Annotated in this window: 15 protein-coding genes; 11 read left to right on the forward strand and 4 right to left on the reverse strand. The window is 62.5% G+C overall.

What is annotated here, in order from left to right; genetic code table 11:
• Positions 1-17: 17 nt before the first annotated feature.
• The 3 genes from CQ007_RS09700 to CQ007_RS09710 all read left to right on the forward strand — a co-directional run bounded on the left by CQ007_RS09700 (position 18) and on the right by CQ007_RS09710 (position 2,903).
• The gene (locus tag CQ007_RS09700) at positions 18-863 is read left to right on the forward strand and encodes an alpha/beta fold hydrolase (protein ID WP_105645600.1); all 846 of its coding nucleotides are present in this window, start codon (positions 18-20) and stop codon (positions 861-863) included.
• Positions 864-932: 69 nt separating this feature from the next.
• Entirely contained in the window at positions 933-1,664 is a 732-nt protein-coding gene (locus CQ007_RS09705; protein ID WP_105645602.1) for a hypothetical protein, read from the forward strand.
• Positions 1,665-1,697: 33 nt separating this feature from the next.
• Positions 1,698-2,903, forward strand: a complete 1,206-nt coding sequence (locus tag CQ007_RS09710; RefSeq protein ID WP_105645604.1) for a multidrug effflux MFS transporter — start codon at positions 1,698-1,700, stop codon at positions 2,901-2,903.
• Positions 2,904-3,082: 179 nt separating this feature from the next.
• On the opposite strand, the gene CQ007_RS09715 is transcribed toward CQ007_RS09710, so the two are convergent.
• Positions 3,083-4,027 carry a p-hydroxyphenylacetate 3-hydroxylase reductase component gene (locus CQ007_RS09715; RefSeq protein WP_105645606.1) on the reverse strand — a complete coding sequence of 315 codons (945 nt, stop codon included), beginning with the start codon at positions 4,025-4,027 and terminating at the stop codon, positions 3,083-3,085.
• Between the two features lie 184 nt (positions 4,028-4,211).
• Between CQ007_RS09715 and CQ007_RS09720 the strand changes: the two genes are divergently transcribed.
• Together CQ007_RS09720 and CQ007_RS09725 are read left to right on the forward strand one after the other, a co-directional pair.
• Complete coding sequence (locus CQ007_RS09720) at positions 4,212-5,312, forward strand: SMP-30/gluconolactonase/LRE family protein (RefSeq protein ID WP_105645608.1); 1,101 nt, start codon at positions 4,212-4,214, stop codon at positions 5,310-5,312.
• A complete protein-coding gene (locus CQ007_RS09725) occupies positions 5,299-6,951 on the forward strand; it encodes an arylsulfatase (protein WP_256582259.1) in 1,653 nt (550 codons plus the stop codon). Before CQ007_RS09720 ends, CQ007_RS09725 begins: the two co-directional genes overlap by 14 nt.
• Positions 6,952-7,000: 49 nt before the next feature.
• Here the strand turns inward: CQ007_RS09725 and pabB are convergent, their stop codons facing one another.
• From pabB to CQ007_RS09740, 3 genes are read right to left on the reverse strand one after another with little or no spacing between them, the layout of a single operon-like run.
• A complete protein-coding gene (gene pabB, locus CQ007_RS09730) occupies positions 7,001-8,341 on the reverse strand; it encodes an aminodeoxychorismate synthase component I (protein WP_105645612.1) in 1,341 nt (446 codons plus the stop codon).
• Positions 8,338-9,354: an alpha-L-glutamate ligase-like protein gene (locus tag CQ007_RS09735; protein ID WP_105645614.1), complete on the reverse strand. Its 1,017-nt coding sequence runs from the start codon at positions 9,352-9,354 to the stop codon at positions 8,338-8,340. The genes pabB and CQ007_RS09735 overlap by 4 nt, the downstream gene beginning before the upstream one ends.
• Before the next feature lie 10 nt (positions 9,355-9,364).
• A complete protein-coding gene (locus tag CQ007_RS09740) occupies positions 9,365-10,894 on the reverse strand; it encodes an inactive transglutaminase family protein (protein WP_105645616.1) in 1,530 nt (509 codons plus the stop codon).
• A 241-nt stretch (positions 10,895-11,135) separates the two neighbouring features.
• Between CQ007_RS09740 and CQ007_RS09745 the strand changes: the two genes are divergently transcribed.
• The 6 genes from CQ007_RS09745 to prpF all read left to right on the forward strand — a co-directional run bounded on the left by CQ007_RS09745 (position 11,136) and on the right by prpF (position 18,640).
• Positions 11,136-11,843 carry a GntR family transcriptional regulator gene (locus CQ007_RS09745; protein WP_105645619.1) on the forward strand — a complete coding sequence of 236 codons (708 nt, stop codon included), beginning with the start codon at positions 11,136-11,138 and terminating at the stop codon, positions 11,841-11,843.
• Positions 11,843-12,727, forward strand: coding sequence for a methylisocitrate lyase (prpB, locus tag CQ007_RS09750; RefSeq protein ID WP_105645621.1), 885 nt, complete (start codon positions 11,843-11,845; stop codon positions 12,725-12,727). Before CQ007_RS09745 ends, prpB begins: the two co-directional genes overlap by 1 nt.
• A gap of 81 nt (positions 12,728-12,808) precedes the next feature.
• Complete coding sequence (gene prpC, locus CQ007_RS09755; RefSeq protein WP_105645623.1) at positions 12,809-13,969, forward strand: 2-methylcitrate synthase; 1,161 nt, start codon at positions 12,809-12,811, stop codon at positions 13,967-13,969.
• 162 nt (positions 13,970-14,131) lie between these two features.
• Entirely contained in the window at positions 14,132-16,741 is a 2,610-nt protein-coding gene (gene acnD / locus CQ007_RS09760) for a Fe/S-dependent 2-methylisocitrate dehydratase AcnD (RefSeq protein ID WP_105645625.1), read from the forward strand.
• A 229-nt stretch (positions 16,742-16,970) separates the two neighbouring features.
• The gene (locus CQ007_RS09765; protein ID WP_105645821.1) at positions 16,971-17,456 is read left to right on the forward strand and encodes an endonuclease domain-containing protein; all 486 of its coding nucleotides are present in this window, start codon (positions 16,971-16,973) and stop codon (positions 17,454-17,456) included.
• Positions 17,453-18,640, forward strand: coding sequence for a 2-methylaconitate cis-trans isomerase PrpF (prpF, locus tag CQ007_RS09770; protein ID WP_105645627.1), 1,188 nt, complete (start codon positions 17,453-17,455; stop codon positions 18,638-18,640). The genes CQ007_RS09765 and prpF overlap by 4 nt, the downstream gene beginning before the upstream one ends.
• Positions 18,641-18,664 lie beyond the last annotated feature (24 nt).

Genomic DNA, 18,664 nt, shown 5'->3' on the forward strand with positions numbered 1-18,664 from the left:
CAGAGGCAGGAAGGAATATGAGCAAGTTTACGAATGAAGGTACCGGCAGGTTTGTCCAGACCGAAGAGTGGAAACTGCACTACAACGAGGCTGGTGAAGGTGACGTCGTCCTGATGATTCACGGCTCCGGTGCCGGTGCCACCGGCTGGGCAAATTTCCATCGCAACGTCGATCCGCTGGTGGATGCCGGCTACCGGGTCATCCTGATGGACTGCCCGGGCTGGGGCAAATCCGATCCGATCGTCACCGGCGAGCCGCGTTTCGATGTCAACGGCCGGGCGATCAAGCAACTGATGGACGCGCTGGATATCGACAAGGCGCACCTGATCGGTAACTCGATGGGCGGCGGCAGCGCGCTGGCCTTCGTCAAGGATTATCCCGAGCGGGTCGGCAAGCTGATCCTGATGGGCTCTGGCGGCGTGGGCAAGACCAGTATCTTCACCCCGCTGCCGATGGAAGGCATCAAGCTGCTGTTCGACGTGTACAAGAACCCGAGCCCGGAAAGCCTGCGCAAGATGCTGGACGTGTTCGTCTATGATCCCAGCGCGCTGACCGATGAGCTGATCCAGCTGCGCTATGACGCGATGATGGAGAATGGGCACCACCTGGATAACTTCCTCAAGAGCGTGGCGCAGAGCCAGTTCAACATGGGGGACTACACCGATGATCTGCCGAACATCCCCAACAAGACGCTGGTGGTCTGGGGCCGGGATGATCGTTTCGTGCCCATCGACTGGAGCCTGAAACTGCTGAACATGATCCCCAATTCCACCCTGCATGTGTTCAGCCAGTGCGGGCACTGGGCGCAGTGGGAACATGCCGAGGAGTTCAACCGCCTGGTGATCGATTTCATCAAGCACTGATCGGTCTGCCATACAGAGCCACCCCACCAGGGGTGGCCTGCCTCCACAATAATAAAAAGGAATTGAATAATGTGGGTTCGTCTGTTTCTGGTCTTGCTGCTGATGCAGCCGGGTCTGGCTGGCGCGAAGCTCTCCAGCACCCCATTGCATGACGCTCGTATCCAGGCCTTCAGCCTGTGCAGTTTTCTCCTCGCCTACTACAACCCCAACCAGGATGGAATTGATCTGCGCTACGCCGATGGCTACCAGCAGGATCTGGCGTGGCTGAAAGAGCAGTTGGGCAATGATGCGGAGCTGGGTGAGATGGTCGAGGATATCGATATTGCGATTACGGCATTGGAGGCGATACCGGCGGATTTGCCGGAACTGTATCCCGAGTGGTTGACGCTGGTGCTGATGACCCATGCACGGCTTGATCAGCGGCTTGCCGAGCGCAACGCCGGAGCAGGGGAGGTATCGGCGCAGTTGAGCACAGTGCAGGAGCTGCAGCTGGATATCGAGCGCCTGCTGCTGTTGTATCAGTCCCGCGCCTTCGGCCTGTTGGGCATGTATGTGCTGGTAGTGGATGAAAACACCGTGGCGGAGCTGGATAAGCGCATTCTGCATGGCTTTGCCGAACTGCAGTCGCAGGCTTTGTCGGCGGATCAGCAACTGGCAAAACTGGAAGGCTTCTACAGCTTTGTACGTCCGCACCTGTTGGAGCAGCAGCGCGGTTGGGTACCCGGTAGTGCGGCCTATTACCTGCGGCAGACCAGCCAGGGGCTGTCGCTATTCCTGTCAGAGCGAGCGGCCGGTTTGTGAGAGCCTTGGCGCCGTAGCGCCTGGAGAATGAAGATGTCCCATAAATTTACTATCAGTGGCCTGCTGTTGCTGGGAGCCTTGACTGCCATCGCACCCATGTCCACCGATATGTACCTGCCGGCACTGCCGGCTATCGCCCTTGACCTCGGGTTGCTGCCGGGGCAGGTGGAGCTGACCTTTTCCGCCTATTTTGTCGGCATGCTGCTGGGCATGTTGTGCTATGGGCCGCTCAGTGATCGCTTTGGTCGTCGCCCGCCGTTGTTATTCGGGCTCGGGCTATACAGCCTGGCTTCGCTATTGATTGTGACCAGTGAGTCACTGGATGGGCTGGTATGGCTGCGCTTTCTGCAAGGGCTGGGTGGTTGTGCCGGTGCGGTACTGACCGTGGCCATTGTCCGCGACCTGTGTCAGCCGCTGCAGGCGGCTAAAGTGATGAGCATGATCACCCTGGTGATGGGTGTCGCACCGATACTCGCGCCTCTGGCTGGTGGTTTCGTGCTGGAGCTCCGGGGCTGGCAGACGATTTTTCTGCTGCTGGCCGGTTTCGGTCTGCTATGCCTGCTGGGCATCGGCCTGCTGTTGCCGGAAAGCCTGGCCCAGCCAGCGCTACGCCTGGCGTTGCGCCCGGTTTTTACCGGTTACCTGGGGCTGCTCAAGGACCGCCGTTTCATCGGCTTCTCCCTGTGCCAGGCCTGCACCACCGGGGCGATGTTCGCCTATATCGTCGGTTCGCCGTTCGTGCTGATCGAGCTGCACGGCATTCCGGCTGCGCAGTTCGGCTGGTTCTTCGGCATCAACGCCATCGGCCTGGTCGCCGCCAGCCAGTTGAACCGCTGGCTGCTGCGCCGGCACAGCCCGCGCCGGCTACTGGCGCGGATGCTGTGGTTGCCATTGCTGGCCGGGGCGCTGCTGATGCTGGACCTGCTCGCGGGGCATGTCGGGTTGTGGCTGATCCTGCCGGCGTTCTTCCTGCTGGTGTCCAGCGTCGGGCTGGTCGGTCCCAATGCCTCCGCCCTGGCGTTGGCCGAGCAGGGCGAGCGCGCCGGGCTGGCCTCGGCGCTGCACGTGAGCCTGACCTTCGGCATGGGCATGTGTGCCAGCCTGCTGGTGGCGGCATTGCAGGACGGCAGCGTGCGCCCGCTGGCGCTGGTGATCTTCAGTTTCAGCGTGGCTGGTCTGCTGGTCTATCACCTGCTGAGCGTGCGGCAACGGGAAGCGTTGCTGGGTGAGTCGCTGTGACTAAGCCCAGCCAGGGGTGTTCCCGGTGGCGCTGTGTCGAGATGGAACTCGACACTCCGAACCACCTGACCCATGGAAGGTGGCGTTCATCATTCGCGCTGCTGGACGGAAGGCCGGCTTCCATCCCGGCCCGCGGTGTCTCAGACAGCACTGTGTGGAGATGAAACGCTACACTCCAGTCAGCGTTTGCTGACCACCAGCTTCAGCGCTCTCCTGAACACTTCCAGTTCACCTTCGCTGAGTTCGGCGAAGATGTCATCCTGGGCCTGGTGCAGCATGTTCCACAGCTCTTCCAGCTTGGCGTGACCGGCACTGGTGACCCAGCGCTGGTTACCCTTGATATCCAGGTAGCCCTTGGTTTGCAGGGTCTGCATGGCATCGTTCAGTTCCCGGGCCGGTATCGCAGCCGCCTGCTGCAGGTCGCCGATACTGGCATTGGGAGCGCTGTCGAGCACCAGCAGCAGGCGCGATTCGCTGTTGCGCATGCCGAGTTTCAGGTGCTGCTGGACGAAGCGTGGATGACTGGTGCTGACCGCCTGGATCATCAGGTAGAACAGGTTGTCGCCGAGCTTGGTGTGCAGCAGGTCGGCGGACTCGTTCTGCTCGGTCACCTCGGGTTTGCGACCACGCGGGTGCGGCAGGACCATGGCATAGCTGCCCTGGTGATAGACCAGCGGCGGCTGGCTGAAATCCTCGAACTGTTCCACCTGGCCGATGATCAGCCAATGGTCGCCGGCATCGATCTGCTGGAAGGTGGAACACTGGAAGTTGCCGGCACAGCCCGGGAGCAGGGGCGCGCCGCCGAGGCCGGCATGGTGTTCGATGCCGGCGAACTTGTCCTCCTGCGGGCGGGCGAAGTGATTGGACAGCTCGATCTGGCTGGAGGCCAGGATATTCACTGCGAAATGGCTGGCCTGCTGGAAGATGTCCCAGGTGCTGGAGCGCTTGTCCAGGCTCCAGAGAATCAGCGGCGGGTCCAGCGATACCGAGTTGAAGCTGTTGGCGGTTACTCCGGCCTTGTTTCCCGCTGCATCACAGGCGGTGACTATGGTGACACCACAGGCGAAGTTGCCCAGTGCGCGACGAAACTGGCGGGGATCGAGGGAGGCTTGTGTGTTGTTCATGGTGCTCCAGTGGCCCTGCGTGCGAGGGCCTGTGATGTAGATACTTGGCCCCATCCTAGCAAGCGCTGGAGTGACGTCATTGGCGATAAATTGAATGGGTTGTTCGGTTGAGTTGACTGACGGGACGGGGCTGGATTGTTAGGCTTGATTTCCTGATAACGACAAGAGCAAAAGGAATCCAAGCATGACCACATCTCTGCACTGGATGCGCTGCCATGCGCCTCTGGCCCTGATGCTGATGGCCTGCGCGGCGCAGACCCAGGCCGACCAGGCTCCGCCCTGCGAAGCCGGCGCCGACTATCGACCGGTGTGCGGCATCGCACCGCCGGAGGACCTGGAGCTGTCAGCTGATGGCAAGCACCTGTTCATGAGCGTGACTCCCGGCCTGGCCGGACAGCACCGTCCGCGGCTGCGGGTCATGGAGCTGGCTACCGACCGGGTGGAGGATATGAAGGTGAGTTACGCGGCGCAGCCAGGCTGGGGGGAAGCCGGCTGCGCTGTACCCGAGCATGGCATTGGTGCCCATGGCATCCACCTGTCCGAGCGCGCAGATGGTCGCCAGCAATTGCTGGTGGTCAATCATGCCGGGCGCGAGGCTATCGAGTTCATCGAGTTGCAGCCGGATGAGCAGGGTTGGCAGGCCATCTGGCGTGGCTGTGTGGAGAACCGCGGCCAGGGCAAGTTCAATGATGTGGCGGCCACGCCGGACGGCGGTTTTGTCGCCACCGTCATGTTCGTCTCCGACAGCATGGAGCCGCCGCTGCCACTGGAGCAACTGCTCGATGGGCGCGACACCGGTTATCTGATGCAATGGTCCGCGGCGCAGCCGCTGCGCAAACTGGAGGGCTCCAGTGCGCCTTTCCCCAATGGCGTGCAGGTATCGGCGGATGGCAATAGCGCCTGGTTCGCCGCATGGACGGCGAAACAGCTGTGGCGATACGACCTGGAAACGGGCGCCATTACGGCCAGGGTGGACACCGGCTATATGGTCGACAATCTCAACTGGGCAAGCGATGGCCGGCTGCTTGGTGCGGGTGTGCCTGACGGGGATGCGTTCATTCACTGCTTCGAGCAGCAGATCGAGCACTGTCCGATGGCGGTGCGGGTGTCGGCGCTGGATACGCTCGACCTGCAGCACGACATGCTGTTCAGTATCGAGCCCGGTGTCATGGCCGGTGCTTCGGTGGCAACCCAGGTCGGTGAGGAGTTGTACGTTGGCACCTTTACCGGCGATCGTCTGCTGCGCGTGACGATCGGGCAAGGAGGCGAGCATGCGCAGGAGTGACCGGGTGGGCAGGACGATGGCGGTACTGGCGCTGCTGTGGATGGGTGCTGGGGTGGCTGCCGAGCGGCCCAATATCCTGTTGATCATGGCCGATGACCTGGGGTTCTCGGACCTGGGCAGCTATGGCGGGGAGATAGCTACGCCGAACCTGGACACCCTGGCTGCCGAGGGGCTGCGCATGTCCAACTTCTACACCGCGCCGACCTGTTCGCCGACCCGGGCCATGGTGATGTCGGGTACCGACAACCATCTGGTGGGGCTGGGGACCATGGCGGAGGTGCTGCCGTTCCTGCCCCAGCTGCAGGGCCGCCCGGGCTATGAAGGGCACCTGAATGAGCGCGCCCATTCGCTGCCGGCGCTGCTCGGCGAGGCGGGCTACAACACCTACCTGAGCGGCAAATGGCACCTGGGCAAGGCGCCGGAGCAGGACCCGCTGCGCCTGGGCTTCGACCGTGCCTTCGTGCTGCTCGATGGCGGCGCCAGTCATTTCCAGCCGCTGGACGGCAGCCAGGTGCGGGTGGAGAACGTCAGCTATCGCGAGGACGGCCAGCCGGTAGAGGTGCCGGCGGATTTCTTCTCCTCGGATTTCTACACCGACAAGCTGATCGGCTACCTGGAACAGGGGCGGGCCAGTGGGCGGCCGTTCTTCGCCTGGGCCGCCTATACCGCGCCGCACTGGCCGCTGCATGCGCCGCAGGAATATATCGACAAGTACCGTGGGCGCTACGATGCCGGGTATGAGGCCATCCGCGAGCAACGCCTGGCCCGGCAGCGGGATGCTGGCCTGTTTCCGGTGGCGTTCCCCGCGGCGGCCCCGGCTGATGTGCCGAGCCCGCTGTGGCATCAGCTCGGCGTCCAGGAGCAGGCTCGTCAGGCGCGCCGGATGGAAGTGTATGCGGCCATGGTCGATCACCTGGACATGAATATCGGCCGGCTGATCGATTACCTCAAGCGCAGCGGGCAGTACGACAACACACTGATCCTGTTCATTTCCGACAATGGCGCAGCTGGCGAGGACCACGCCAAGGGCTATTCCCCGGGGGATGGGATGACTGACGATTCGCTGGCCAATATCGGACGGCGCGGCTCCAATGTGAATTATGGTTTCCGCTGGGCCGAGGTCAGTGCCACGCCTTTCAGCCTGGTCAAGGGCACCTCCGCCGAAGGCGGCATCAGCTCACCGGCCATCGTCAGATTGCCGGCCAGCCTGGGTGGTGCCGGTGCGGGGCAGGTGATCCATGATGTTGGGCGGGTCGATGACCTGCTGCCGACCTTCCTGGAGTTGGCCGGGCAGGATGATCCAGGTGACAGCTTCAAGGAGCAGCCTCGGCATCCGGTTACCGGCGTGTCGCTGCTGGCCGCCTGGCAGGGGCGGGAAGGGGTGCGTAGCAAGCCCATGGCCGGGGAAATGTTCGGCCAGCCCTATGTGCGCCTGGGTGACTGGAAGTGGCGTTCGGCTTTCGCCCCGGACGGCAGCCCGGCCAGCCTGAACCAGCCTTACCAGTGGCAACTGTTCAACCTGGCCGAAGACCGTGGGGAAACCCGGGATCTGGCTGCCGACTACCCGGAAAAGGCGGCCGAATTGATGCAGGCCTGGCGCGAGTATGCCGAGTGGGCAGGGGTGGTGGAGCCGGACTGATGTGGTGGGATACGGGCCGAACCTTGTCATCCTTCGCGTGCTATTCGAATCAGGCCTGGGCCAGGCTGTCCAGCAACACCCGTACCTTGGTCAGGCTTTCCTGGTACTCGGCCCCCGCCTCGGAGTCGGCGACGATGGCGCCGCCACCCCAGCAGTACAGGCGGTCGTCCTGGTGTACCAGGCTGCGGATGGCGATATTCAGGTCCATCTGCCCCTCGCAGCCGATATAGCCGATGCTGCCGCAGTACAGGCTGCGGCGCACCGGCTCCAGCTCCTCGATGATCTGCATGGCGCGGATCTTCGGTGCGCCGGTGATCGAGCCGCCGGGGAAGGCACCGGCCAGCAGGTCCAGGGCGTCCATCTCCGGTTTCAGCGTGCCCCGCACGCTGCTGACCAGATGATGCACGTTGGGGTAGCTCTCGATCCTGAACAGCTCCGGTACACGAACGCTGCCAAAGGCGCAGGCGCGGCCGAAGTCGTTGCGTAGCAGATCGACGATCATCAGGTTCTCCGCGCGGTCCTTGGGGCTGCCTTGCAGCTCCTCGGCCAGCGCCCGGTCCTGTTCCGGCGTATCGCCCCGCGGGCGTGTGCCCTTGATTGGCCGGGTTTCCGCCTGGCCATCCACCACCTTGAGAAAGCGCTCCGGAGACAGGCACAGCAGCGCCTGGCCAGGAAATTCCAGGTAGGCGGCAAACGGTGTCGGGCAGGCCTGGCGTAGACGCCGATAGGCGGTCAGCGGATCGCCCTGGCAGGGTGCCGAGAAGCGCTGGGCCAGGTTCACCTGATAGCAATCACCGGCTCGGATGTACTGCTGGATACGCTCGAAGGCGTCCAGATAGGCCGCTTGCGGCTGCTCTGCAGTGAAGGGGTGGGTGAGGCTGAATTCGCCTGGATCGACAGTGGCAGCGGCCAGGCGCGCAAGCAATTCGCTCCGATAGCTTTTGTCGACAATCGGATGGCACACCAGCCAGCGCCGACGCAACTGGTTGTCGCTGACCAGGCTCCAGCGATAGATGCCCATCTGCAGAAGCGGCAGTTGGATGTCGGCGCGGGCCTGGACCGGCATGGTCTCCAGTGCCCGACCGAAGTCGTAGCTGACAAAACCCAGGGCGCCGGCACCGAACGGCAGCTGCAACTGCTGCGGCCAACTGGCTGGGCCCAGCTCGGCGAGGGCCTGGCGCAGGCGCTCGATGGTCTGCCGACCGGGTTCGTCCGGCTGCGGAGTGAGCAGTATCGACGGGTCCGCCGCCAGGATGCTGTAGCGGCCCAGCGGGTCGCCGCTGGCGGCCGAGTCGAGCAGTACCGGATGGCCCATGTCACGAATGGCAAAAAGCCCTGGCAGCGGGTCGGCTTGCCAGGGCAGTTCGGTAATCTGGTAGGACGCGGTCATGCGGTGGGTTCGGGCTCCGCCGGCGCCTCGTCTGCGCTGAGGAAGACCGGTTTGCCAAAATGCTTCTGGGCGAACGCCATGCGCTCGTCCACCGTCTCGGTGCGGCCGGTCTTTTTCAGTTCGGCGATGTGTTTCTCCACCGTATGGCAGCGGTGGGTCAGGCCTGCATCGTTGGCGATCTGGATGTTCAGACCGGGGCGGGCGTTGAGTTCGAGAATCAGCGGACCTTTCTTCTCGTCCAGCACCAGATCCACACCGATGTAACCCAGCCCGGACAGCTCGTAGCAGGCCGTGGCCAGACGCATGAAGCCGTCCCAGTCGGGCAACTGCACGCCGTCCACCGGGTTGGCGGTATCCGGATGCTTGCTGATCTTGTTGTTCAGCCAGGTGCCCTTGAGGGTGACGCCGGTGGTCAGGTCCACGCCGACGCCGATGGCGCCCTGGTGCAGGTTGGCCTTGCCGCCGGACTGGCGGGTCGGCAGGCGCAGCATGGCCATGACCGGGTAGCCCATGAGCACGATGACACGGATATCCGGCACGCCCTCATAACTGATGCTCTTGAAGATCGGGTCCGGCTTGACCCGGTATTCGATCAGCGCCCGGTCCCGGTGTCCACCCAGCGAGTACAGGCCGGAAATGATGTTGGAGATGTGGTGCTCGATCTCCTCCAGCGTGATGATCTTGCCCGACACCGTACGAAAGCGGCCCTCGTAGCGGTCGCCGATCACCAGGATGCCGTCACCGCCAGCCCCCTGGGCCGGCTTGATGACGAAGCCCTTGTGGTCCTCCACCAGTTTGCTGAACTGACCGATACCCTTCTCGGTATCGATGATGCCGTAGAGGTCGGGGACGTTGATATCGGCGGCGAGGGCGCGCTCCTTGGTCAGGATCTTGTCATCGACCACCGGATACAGGTTGCGCTTGTTGTACTTGAGCACGTAATCCGCGTTGCGCCGATTGATGCCCATGACCCCATTGTCTCTGAGCGCTTTCCAGGTCTTCCAGAAAAACATGCGACTCTCCTCAACCCTGCTTGGTCAGCGCCTTGAAGCGCATCAGTTCGGTGAGGCGATAGCCGCGGTAGCGACCCATGGCCAGCATGAAGCCCACCAGTACCAGCAGGATGGCCGGGAAGGTGAAGACGAAGTAGGTCAGCTCCGGAATGGTCATCAGCAGGTGCGACAGGGTCGCGGCGATCAGGGTGCCCAGGGCCACCTTGAAGGAATGACCACCGCCACGCTCTTCCCAGTTGATCGACAGGCGTTCGATGGTCATGGTCAGGATCACCATCGGGAACAGCGATACCGACAGGGCGCGGTCGATGCCCAGCTTATGGCTGAACAGGCTGATCACCGCGATGATGATCACCACGAAGGTCAGCACGATCGACAGGCGTGGCAGCATCTGCAGCTTGAGGTGTTCCAGATAGGAGCGCAGCGACAGGCCCAGGGCGGTGATCAGGGTGAACAGCATGATACCCCAGCCGACCTGGGTTTCACGGAAGGCCAGGGCAATCAGTACCGGGGTGAAGGTACCCAGGGTCTGGATGCCGATCAGGTTGCGCAGCACCAGGATCACCAGGACGCCGATCGGGATCATGATCATCACCTGGTAGACCTGTTGTGCCTGCAGCGGCAGGCCATACAACGAGTACTCCAGCAGCGCCGAGGGACTGCTCTCGGTGGTCATCTTGGCCAGCCGCAGGGCATTCATTTCACTGTTGTTGACGGTAATGCTGACGCTCCCGTTGCGGGCACCTTCCAGTTGCAGCAGCGGGAGGTTGCCAGTCCACCAGACCAGGCGGTTTTCCGGCATGCCCTGTTGCCCGGTTTCCGGGTGGAAATACAGCCAGCGCTCACCGTTGTGGCTGCGCAGCCAGAGTTCCGGCTCCTGGTTGGGGGTGGCCTCCAGGCGCACGGTGTGCACCATTTCCAGCGGGATGCGCGCATTGGATAGCAGTACGTCGATCACCCGCGCCTTGTCCAGCGGGGTGCTCTGGCCGCCCAGCAGCAGGCGCACATTGTCATCGGTGATGTCATTGACCCGGCGGATGGTTTCACTGATGAAGGTTTCGATATCCGCTGAATGCTGGCGGATCGGGTTGATCAGCGCATCGGCGGCCACCTGTTCGGGACCGTCCAGTGCAATCGGTTGGCGCGGGGCGGGCGCGGGCGCTTCGACAGCTTCGGAGCCATAGCGCTGAGTCAGTACCAGTCGGTAATAGAGTGTCTGCGAGCCACTGGCGCGACGGGCGGACCAGGTGACCCGGCGGTTGCCGTTCTGCTGGTTGACGCTGACGCCGTAGTTGTTGGAGATGAAGCTTTCGTTGAGGCTGACGAACTTCTGGTTCAGCGGCGGAATGAACAGCTGTGCCTTGACCGGCACGCCGCTGCTGGCACGGAATTCGACTTTGGCATCCAGACTCCAGATATCGTCGGTTTCATCCTCGCGTACGGGAATGTCGAGTACATATATCTGATAGCCGGTAATCAGCAGGCCCAGACTGACCATCAGGGCGATGAGGATTTTCAGATGCGTATTGATCGATTGCATAGTGTTCTCAGCTGCAGTTTTTGACAGCTGCTCCATTCCCTGGATGTGATGGAAAAGGCAGCGTTAGGCAGGCGGCATAGTAGCATGCCAAGCAGACCGGCACCCAGAGGCAGAAGTTCCCCCGGATTTTTTTCAAAATATCAGCTCGAATTACCGATTGTTGACAATCCATGCCTTGGAAGGGCATTATCTCGCTCAATCACGGGCTGGTCGGATTTTATTCTAACAAGGTTGTCGACAATTGGCTGATTCGAATAATGTGATTCCTGCTGCAACATTGTCTGATGGCGCCTTTCAGCGCTTGCAGACGGCGATTGTCAAAGGCGAGATCCCGCCGGGCACCCGCATCAGTGAGCAGTTCCTGTCCACTACCTACGGTATCAGTCGTGGCCCATTGCGCGAGGCCATTCGTCGCCTGGAAGGGCGTCGGTTGGTGGTGCGCGTGCCGCATGCCGGTGTGCGGGTGGTGTCGCTCAGCTATGAAGAACTGATCGAGCTGTACCACGTGCGTGAAGCACTGGAAGGCATGGCCTGCCGGCTGGCGGCGCAGAACATGACCGATGAGGAAATCGCCAACCTGCGCGACATTCTCGCCACCCACGAACGTCATGCCGGGCTCAAGGCCAACCAGTCCTACTACCAGCAGGAAGGTGACCTGGATATCCATTTCGTGATTATCCAGGGCAGCAAGAACCGCACCTTGAGCGATATGCTCTGCGGCGACCTGTACCACCTGGTACGCATGTACCGCTACAAGTTCTCTTCCACGCCGAAACGCCCGCAGCAGGCGTTCGCCGAACACCACCGAATCATTGAAGCCATCGCTGATCGTGATGGTGAACTCGCGGAAATGTTGATGCGCCGACATATCAGTGCATCCCGCCGCAACATCGAGCGTCGCATGCAAGAGCAGGGCGATGCTTCCACTTCCTCAGGAGGGACAGTCTGATGTCGAAAACCCCAGGTCAACGTTTCCGCGATGCAATTGCCGAAGAGCAGCCATTGCAGGTCATCGGTGCGATCAATGCCAATCATGCGCTGCTGGCCAAGCGCGCCGGCTTCAAGGCCATCTATCTGTCCGGTGGCGGTGTCGCCGCCGGCTCCCTGGGGCTGCCGGACCTTGGCATCAATACCCTGGAGGATGTGCTGATCGACGTGCGCCGCATCACCGATGTCTGTGATCTGCCGCTGCTGGTGGATATCGATACCGGTTTCGGCCCCAGCGCCTTCAATATCGAGCGTACGGTCAAGAGCCTGATCAAGGCCGGCGCCGCCGCTGCGCATATCGAGGACCAGGTGGGTGCCAAGCGCTGCGGTCACCGTCCGGGCAAGGAGATTGTCTCCACCGAAGAGATGGTCGACCGGGTGCGGGCGGCGGCGGATGCCAGGACTGATCCGAACTTCTTCCTGATTGCCCGTACCGATGCGATTCAGGCCGAAGGGGTGGAAGCGGCTCTTGAGCGCTGCAAGCGCTACGTTGAAGCCGGTGCTGATGCCATCTTCGCTGAAGCGGCCTATGACCTGCCGACCTACGAGCGCTTCGTCAAGGAGCTGAACGTGCCGGTACTGGCCAATATTACCGAGTTCGGCGCTACGCCGCTGTTCACCCGTGAGGAACTGGCATCGGTCGGTGTGGCCATTCAACTGTACCCGCTGTCGGCGTTCCGCGCAGCGAACAAGGCGGCGGAGAATGTCTACAACGCGATCCGCACCGAAGGCCATCAGCAGAATGTCATCGACAGCATGCAGACTCGTGCCGAGCTGTATGACCGTATCGGTTACCACGCCTTCGAGCAGAAACTCGATGCGTTGTTCGCTGCTGGTAAGAAGTAATCGCCCTGACCGCCCCGCCTACCGGGGCGGTGTCACAAAGACAATAAAATGCCCGACCGGGTTTAATGAGGAGAACACGCCATGAGCGCTAACGAATCGACCACCCCGACCTTCAAGCCGAAGAAATCCGTCGCGCTGAGCGGCACCGCTGCCGGCAATACCGCCCTGTGCACCGTAGGCCGCAGCGGTAACGACCTGCATTACCGTGGTTACGACATTCTGGATGTGGCCACTACCTGCGAGTTCGAGGAAATCGCTCACCTGCTGGTGCATGGCAAACTGCCTAACGCTGCCGAGCTGGCTGCCTACAAGACCAAGCTGAAAGCGCTGCGTGGTCTGCCCGCCGCAGTGATGGGGGCACTGGAGCAACTGCCGCCGTCGGCCCACCCGATGGACGTGATGCGTACCGGTGTGTCGGTGCTCGGCTGTCTGACCCCGGAGAAGGACGACCACAACCATCCCGGCGCGCGTGACATCGCCGACAAGCTGATGGCCTCGCTGGGCTCCATGCTGCTGTACTGGTACCACTACAGCCACAATGGCAAGTGCATCGACGTGGAGACCGACGACGACTCCATCGGCGGTCACTTCCTGCACCTGCTGCACGGCGAGAAGCCGCGCGAGTCCTGGGTGCGTGCCATGCACACCTCGCTGAACCTGTACGCCGAGCATGAATTCAACGCCTCGACCTTCACCAGCCGGGTGATCGCCGGTACCGGTTCGGACATGTTCTCCTGCATCGCCGGTGCCATCGGCGCGCTGCGCGGCCCGAAACATGGCGGCGCCAACGAGGTGGCCTTCGAGATCCAGAAGCGCTACGACAATCCGGACGAGGCCGAGGCCGATATCCGCGCCCGGGTCGAGAAGAAGGAAGTGGTCATCGGTTTCGGCCACCCGGTCTACACCGTCTCCGATCCACGCAACCAGGTGATCAAGCAGGTCGCCGAGGAGCTGTCCCAGGAGCAGGGTAATACCAAGATGTACGACATCGCCGAGCGCCTGGAAAGCGTGATGTGGGAAGCCAAGAAGATGTTCCCCAACCTCGACTGGTTCAGCGCCGTGAGCTACCACATGATGGGCGTGCCCACTGCGATGTTCACTCCGTTGTTCGTGATCGCCCGTACTGCCGGCTGGTCGGCGCACGTGATCGAACAGCGCATCGACGGCAAGATCATCCGTCCGAGCGCCAACTATGTCGGCCCGGAAGATCTGCAGTTCGTTGCGTTGAAGGATCGTAAGTAATTTTTGGACGGCTGTTCACCCTCTCCCCAGCCCTCTCCCGTCAAGGGAGAGGGAGCAATCCGCGCAGTTGATTGGTGTAGTGCACGGGCAAAGCCCCTCTCCCCTTGCGGGAGAGGGGTTGGGGAGAGGGGGGCGGAGCTTCAACCAAACACAGGCACAACCATGAACACTGAATACCGTGAACGCTTGCCAGGCACAGACCTGGACTACTACAACGCCCCCGCCGCCGTGGACGCCATCAAGCCCGGCGCCTGGGCAGGGCTGCCGTACACCTCGCGGGTACTGGCCGAACAACTGGTGCGCCGCTGTGATCCGGCGACACTGACCGACTCGCTGCAGCAACTGATCGAGCGCAAGCGCGATCTGGACTTCCCCTGGTATCCGGCGCGGGTCGTCTGCCATGACATCCTCGGGCAGACCGCGCTGGTCGATCTGGCCGGCCTGCGCGATGCCATCGCCGAGCAGGGCGGGGATCCGGCACTGGTCAACCCGGTGGTGCCGACCCAGTTGATCGTCGACCACTCGCTGGCCGTCGAACACGCCGGCTTCGATCCGGAGGCCTTCGACAAGAACCGCGCCATCGAGGATCGCCGCAACGAGGATCGCTTCCACTTCATCGAGTGGACCAAGACCGCGTTCAAGAACGTCGACGTGATCCCGGCCGGCAACGGCATCATGCACCAGATCAACCTGGAGAAGATGAGCCCGGTGATCCAGGCCCGCGACGGCGTGGCCTTCCCGGATACCTGTGTCGGTACCGACTCGCACACCCCGCACGTGGATGCGCTGGGCGTGATCGCCATCGGCGTCGGTGGCCTGGAAGCCGAGACGGTGATGCTCGGTCGTCCGTCGATGATGCGCCTGCCCGACATCGTCGGTGTCAAACTCACCGGCAAGCGTCAGCCGGGCATCACTGCCACCGATATCGTGCTGGCACTGACCGAGTTCCTGCGTCAGGAGCGGGTGGTGGGGGCCTATGTCGAGTTCTTCGGCGAGGGTGCCGACAGCCTGACCATCGGTGACCGTGCGACCATCTCCAACATGTGCCCGGAATACGGTGCCACCGCATCGATGTTCTATATCGACCAGCAGACCATCGAATACCTGAAGCTGACCGGTCGCGAGCCGGAGCAGGTCGCTCTGGTCGAGCAGTACGCCAAGACCCTGGGGCTGTGGAGCAGTGCGCTGACCACGGCCGAGTACGAGCGGGTGCTGGAGTTCGATCTGTCCACCGTGGTGCGCAACATGGCAGGTCCTTCCAACCCGCATCGCCGCCTGCCGACCTCGGCACTGGTCGAGCGCGGCATCGCCGATGAAGCCAAGCTGGAAACCGGCAGAACCGAGGAAGCAGAGGGCCTGATGCCCGATGGCGCGGTGATCATCGCTGCCATCACCAGCTGTACCAATACCTCCAACCCGCGCAACGTGGTCGCTGCTGGGCTGGTCGCGAAAAAGGCCAACGAGCTGGGCCTGGTGCGCAAGCCCTGGGTCAAGACCTCCTTCGCCCCGGGGTCCAAGGTGGCGCGCCTGTATCTGGAAGAATCCGGACTGCTGCCGGAACTGGAGCAGCTGGGCTTTGGTATCGTCGGCTACGCCTGCACCACCTGCAACGGCATGTCCGGTGCACTGGATCCGGTGATCCAGCAGGAAATCATCGACCGTGACCTGTATGCCACCGCGGTACTGTCGGGCAACCGCAACTTCGACGGGCGCATCCATCCCTATGCCAAGCAGGCCTTCCTGGCTTCGCCACCGCTGGTGGTGGCCTATGCCATCGCCGGTACCGTGCGCTTCGATATCGAGCAGGATGTGCTGGGGCATGACCAGAATGGCCAGCCGGTCACCCTGAAGGATCTGTGGCCGAGCGATGAGGAAATCGACGCCATCGTTGCCTCCAGCGTCAAGCCCGAGCAGTTCAAGCAGGTGTACATCCCGATGTTCGACCTGGGCACCATCAAGGAAGCGGAAAGCCCGCTGTACGACTGGCGACCGATGTCCACCTACATCCGCCGTCCGCCGTACTGGGAAGGCGCACTGGCCGGGGAGCGCTCACTCAAGGGCATGCGTCCACTGGCGATCCTGCCGGACAACATCACCACCGACCACCTGTCGCCGTCGAACGCGATCATGATGGACAGCGCCGCCGGTGAGTACCTGCACAAGATGGGCCTGCCGGAGGAGGACTTCAACTCCTACGCCACCCACCGTGGTGACCACCTGACCGCCCAGCGCGCGACCTTCGCCAACCCCAAGCTGTTCAACGAGATGGTGTTGAACGACGACGGCAGTGTGAAGCAGGGCTCGCTGGCACGGGTCGAGCCGGAAGGCGAGGTGATGCGCATGTGGGAAGCGATCGAAACCTACATGAACCGCAAGCAGCCGCTGATCATCGTTGCCGGTGCCGACTACGGCCAGGGCTCCAGCCGCGACTGGGCAGCCAAGGGCGTACGTCTGGCCGGCGTCGAGGCGATTGCCGCCGAGGGCTTCGAGCGTATCCACCGCACCAACCTGATCGGCATGGGTGTGCTGCCGCTGGAGTTCAAACCGGGCACCACGCGCAAGACCCTGGAGCTGGACGGTACCGAAACCTATGACGTGCTCGGCACGCCGGCACCACGCGCCGAACTGACCCTGGTGATCAACCGCCAGAGCGGCGAGCGCGTCGAAGTACCGATGCTCTGCCGACTGGACAGCGATGAGGAAGTGCTGATCTACGAAGCGGGTGGGGTACTGCAGCGTTTTGCCCAGGATTTCCTGGAAGGGAAGGTGTAGAACCGATCACCCTCTCCCCAACCCCTCTCCCGTCAAGGGAGAGGGGCTTTTAGGTCGTGCATGTAGGAATATTCCGTTTTGCACTATGGCTTCGACATTCTGAGGAACTGGTTCGCTTTCCATGTGTGGCAAGTATGACGTGGATACTGATTCAGTGCAGGATCAAGCTCCCTCTCCCCTTGCGGGAGAGGGCTGGGGAGAGGGGGAATCAACAGCAGGCACGGACGCCATGGATAAAAAGCACTTCGCCAAACACCTGCGGCGCAACATGACTGACGCCGAAAAGCTGCTCTGGCGCCACCTGCGCGGCCACCGGCTGGCAGGGCAGAAGTTCCGCCGTCAGCAGTTGCTGGGGCCTTATGTGGTGGACTTCGTGCATTTCGGTGCGCGGCTGATCGTCGAGGCTGATGGTGGGCAGCACAGTGGCTGCGGACGGGATGTGCAGCGGGATGAATGGCTGCGGAATCAGGGTTTGCGGATTCTGCGGTTCTGGAATAACGAGATACTGCTGAACACTGAACAGGTGTTGGCGGTGATATTTGAGGCGGTGAATAGGGTATCCCCCTCTCCCCAACCCTCTCCCGCGAGGGGAGAGGGGGCTTGGCCGTGCACATCGGAAGACCTGACGTGCGCGGAGGTCGAGCCGTCGTCACCCCTCTCCCCTCGCGGGAGAGGGGCCGGGGGAGAGGGGGATTCCAACAGGAGCACACAATGACCCAGGCAACACAAATCAAGATCCCCGCTACCTACCTGCGTGGCGGCACCAGCAAAGGCGTGTTCTTTCGTCTTGAAGACCTGCCAGCGTCCTGCCAGGTGCCGGGGGAGGCGCGTGATCGGTTGTTCATGCGCGTGATCGGCAGCCCCGACCCCTATGCGGCGCATATCGACGGCATGGGCGGCGCGACTTCCAGTACCAGCAAGTGCGTGATTCTGTCCAGGAGCAGTCAGCCGGAGCACGATGTCGACTATCTCTACGGTCAGGTATCCATCGACAGCCCCTTCGTTGACTGGAGCGGCAACTGCGGCAACCTGTCTACCGGGGCGGGGGCCTTTGCTATCCACGCTGGTCTGGTCGACCCCGCGCGCATTCCCGAGAACGGGGTGTGCACGGTGCGCATCTGGCAGGCTAATATCGGCAAGACCATCATTGCCCAGGTACCGGTGACCAATGGCCAGGTACAGGAAACCGGTGATTTCGAACTGGACGGGGTGACCTTCCCGGCGGCCGAGATCGTGCTGGAGTTTCTCGATCCGTCCGATGACGGTGAGGAGGGCGGCTCGATGTTCCCCACCGGGAATCTGGTCGACGATCTGGAGGTGCCGGGGATCGGCACGCTCAAGGCGACCATGATCACCGCAGGTATCCCGACCGTGTTCGTCAATGCCGAGGATATCGGCTACCAGGGCACCGAGCTGCGCGAGGATATCAATGGTGATCCCGAGGCGCTGGCACGCTTCGAGGCCATCCGTATCGCCGGTGCGCTGCGCATGGGGTTGATCAGCAAGCCGGAGGAGGCCGCCAAGCGCCAGCATACGCCTAAGATCGCCTTCGTCTCGCGGCCCAAGGACTATCGGGCCTCCAGCGGCAAGCAGATCCAGGCGGGTGAGGTGGATCTGCTGGTACGGGCGCTGTCCATGGGCAAGCTGCACCACGCGATGATGGGCACCGCGGCGGTGGCGATAGGGACGGCGGCGGCGATCCCTGGCACCCTGGTCAACCAGGCCGCCGGCGGCGGCGATCGCGAGGCCGTGCGCTTCGGCCATCCATCCGGCACCCTGCGGGTCGGTGCCGAAGCGCGTCAGGTGAACGGTGAGTGGCAGGTCACCAAGGCGATCATGAGTCGCAGCGCCCGTATCCTGATGGAAGGCTGGGTGCGGGTGCCGGCTGATACTTTTTGAGGCGCTGTCTTCGCTGATCATCGC

The organism is Pseudomonas sp. MYb185 (assembly GCF_002979975.1).
Classification (GTDB): domain Bacteria; phylum Pseudomonadota; class Gammaproteobacteria; order Pseudomonadales; family Pseudomonadaceae; genus Halopseudomonas.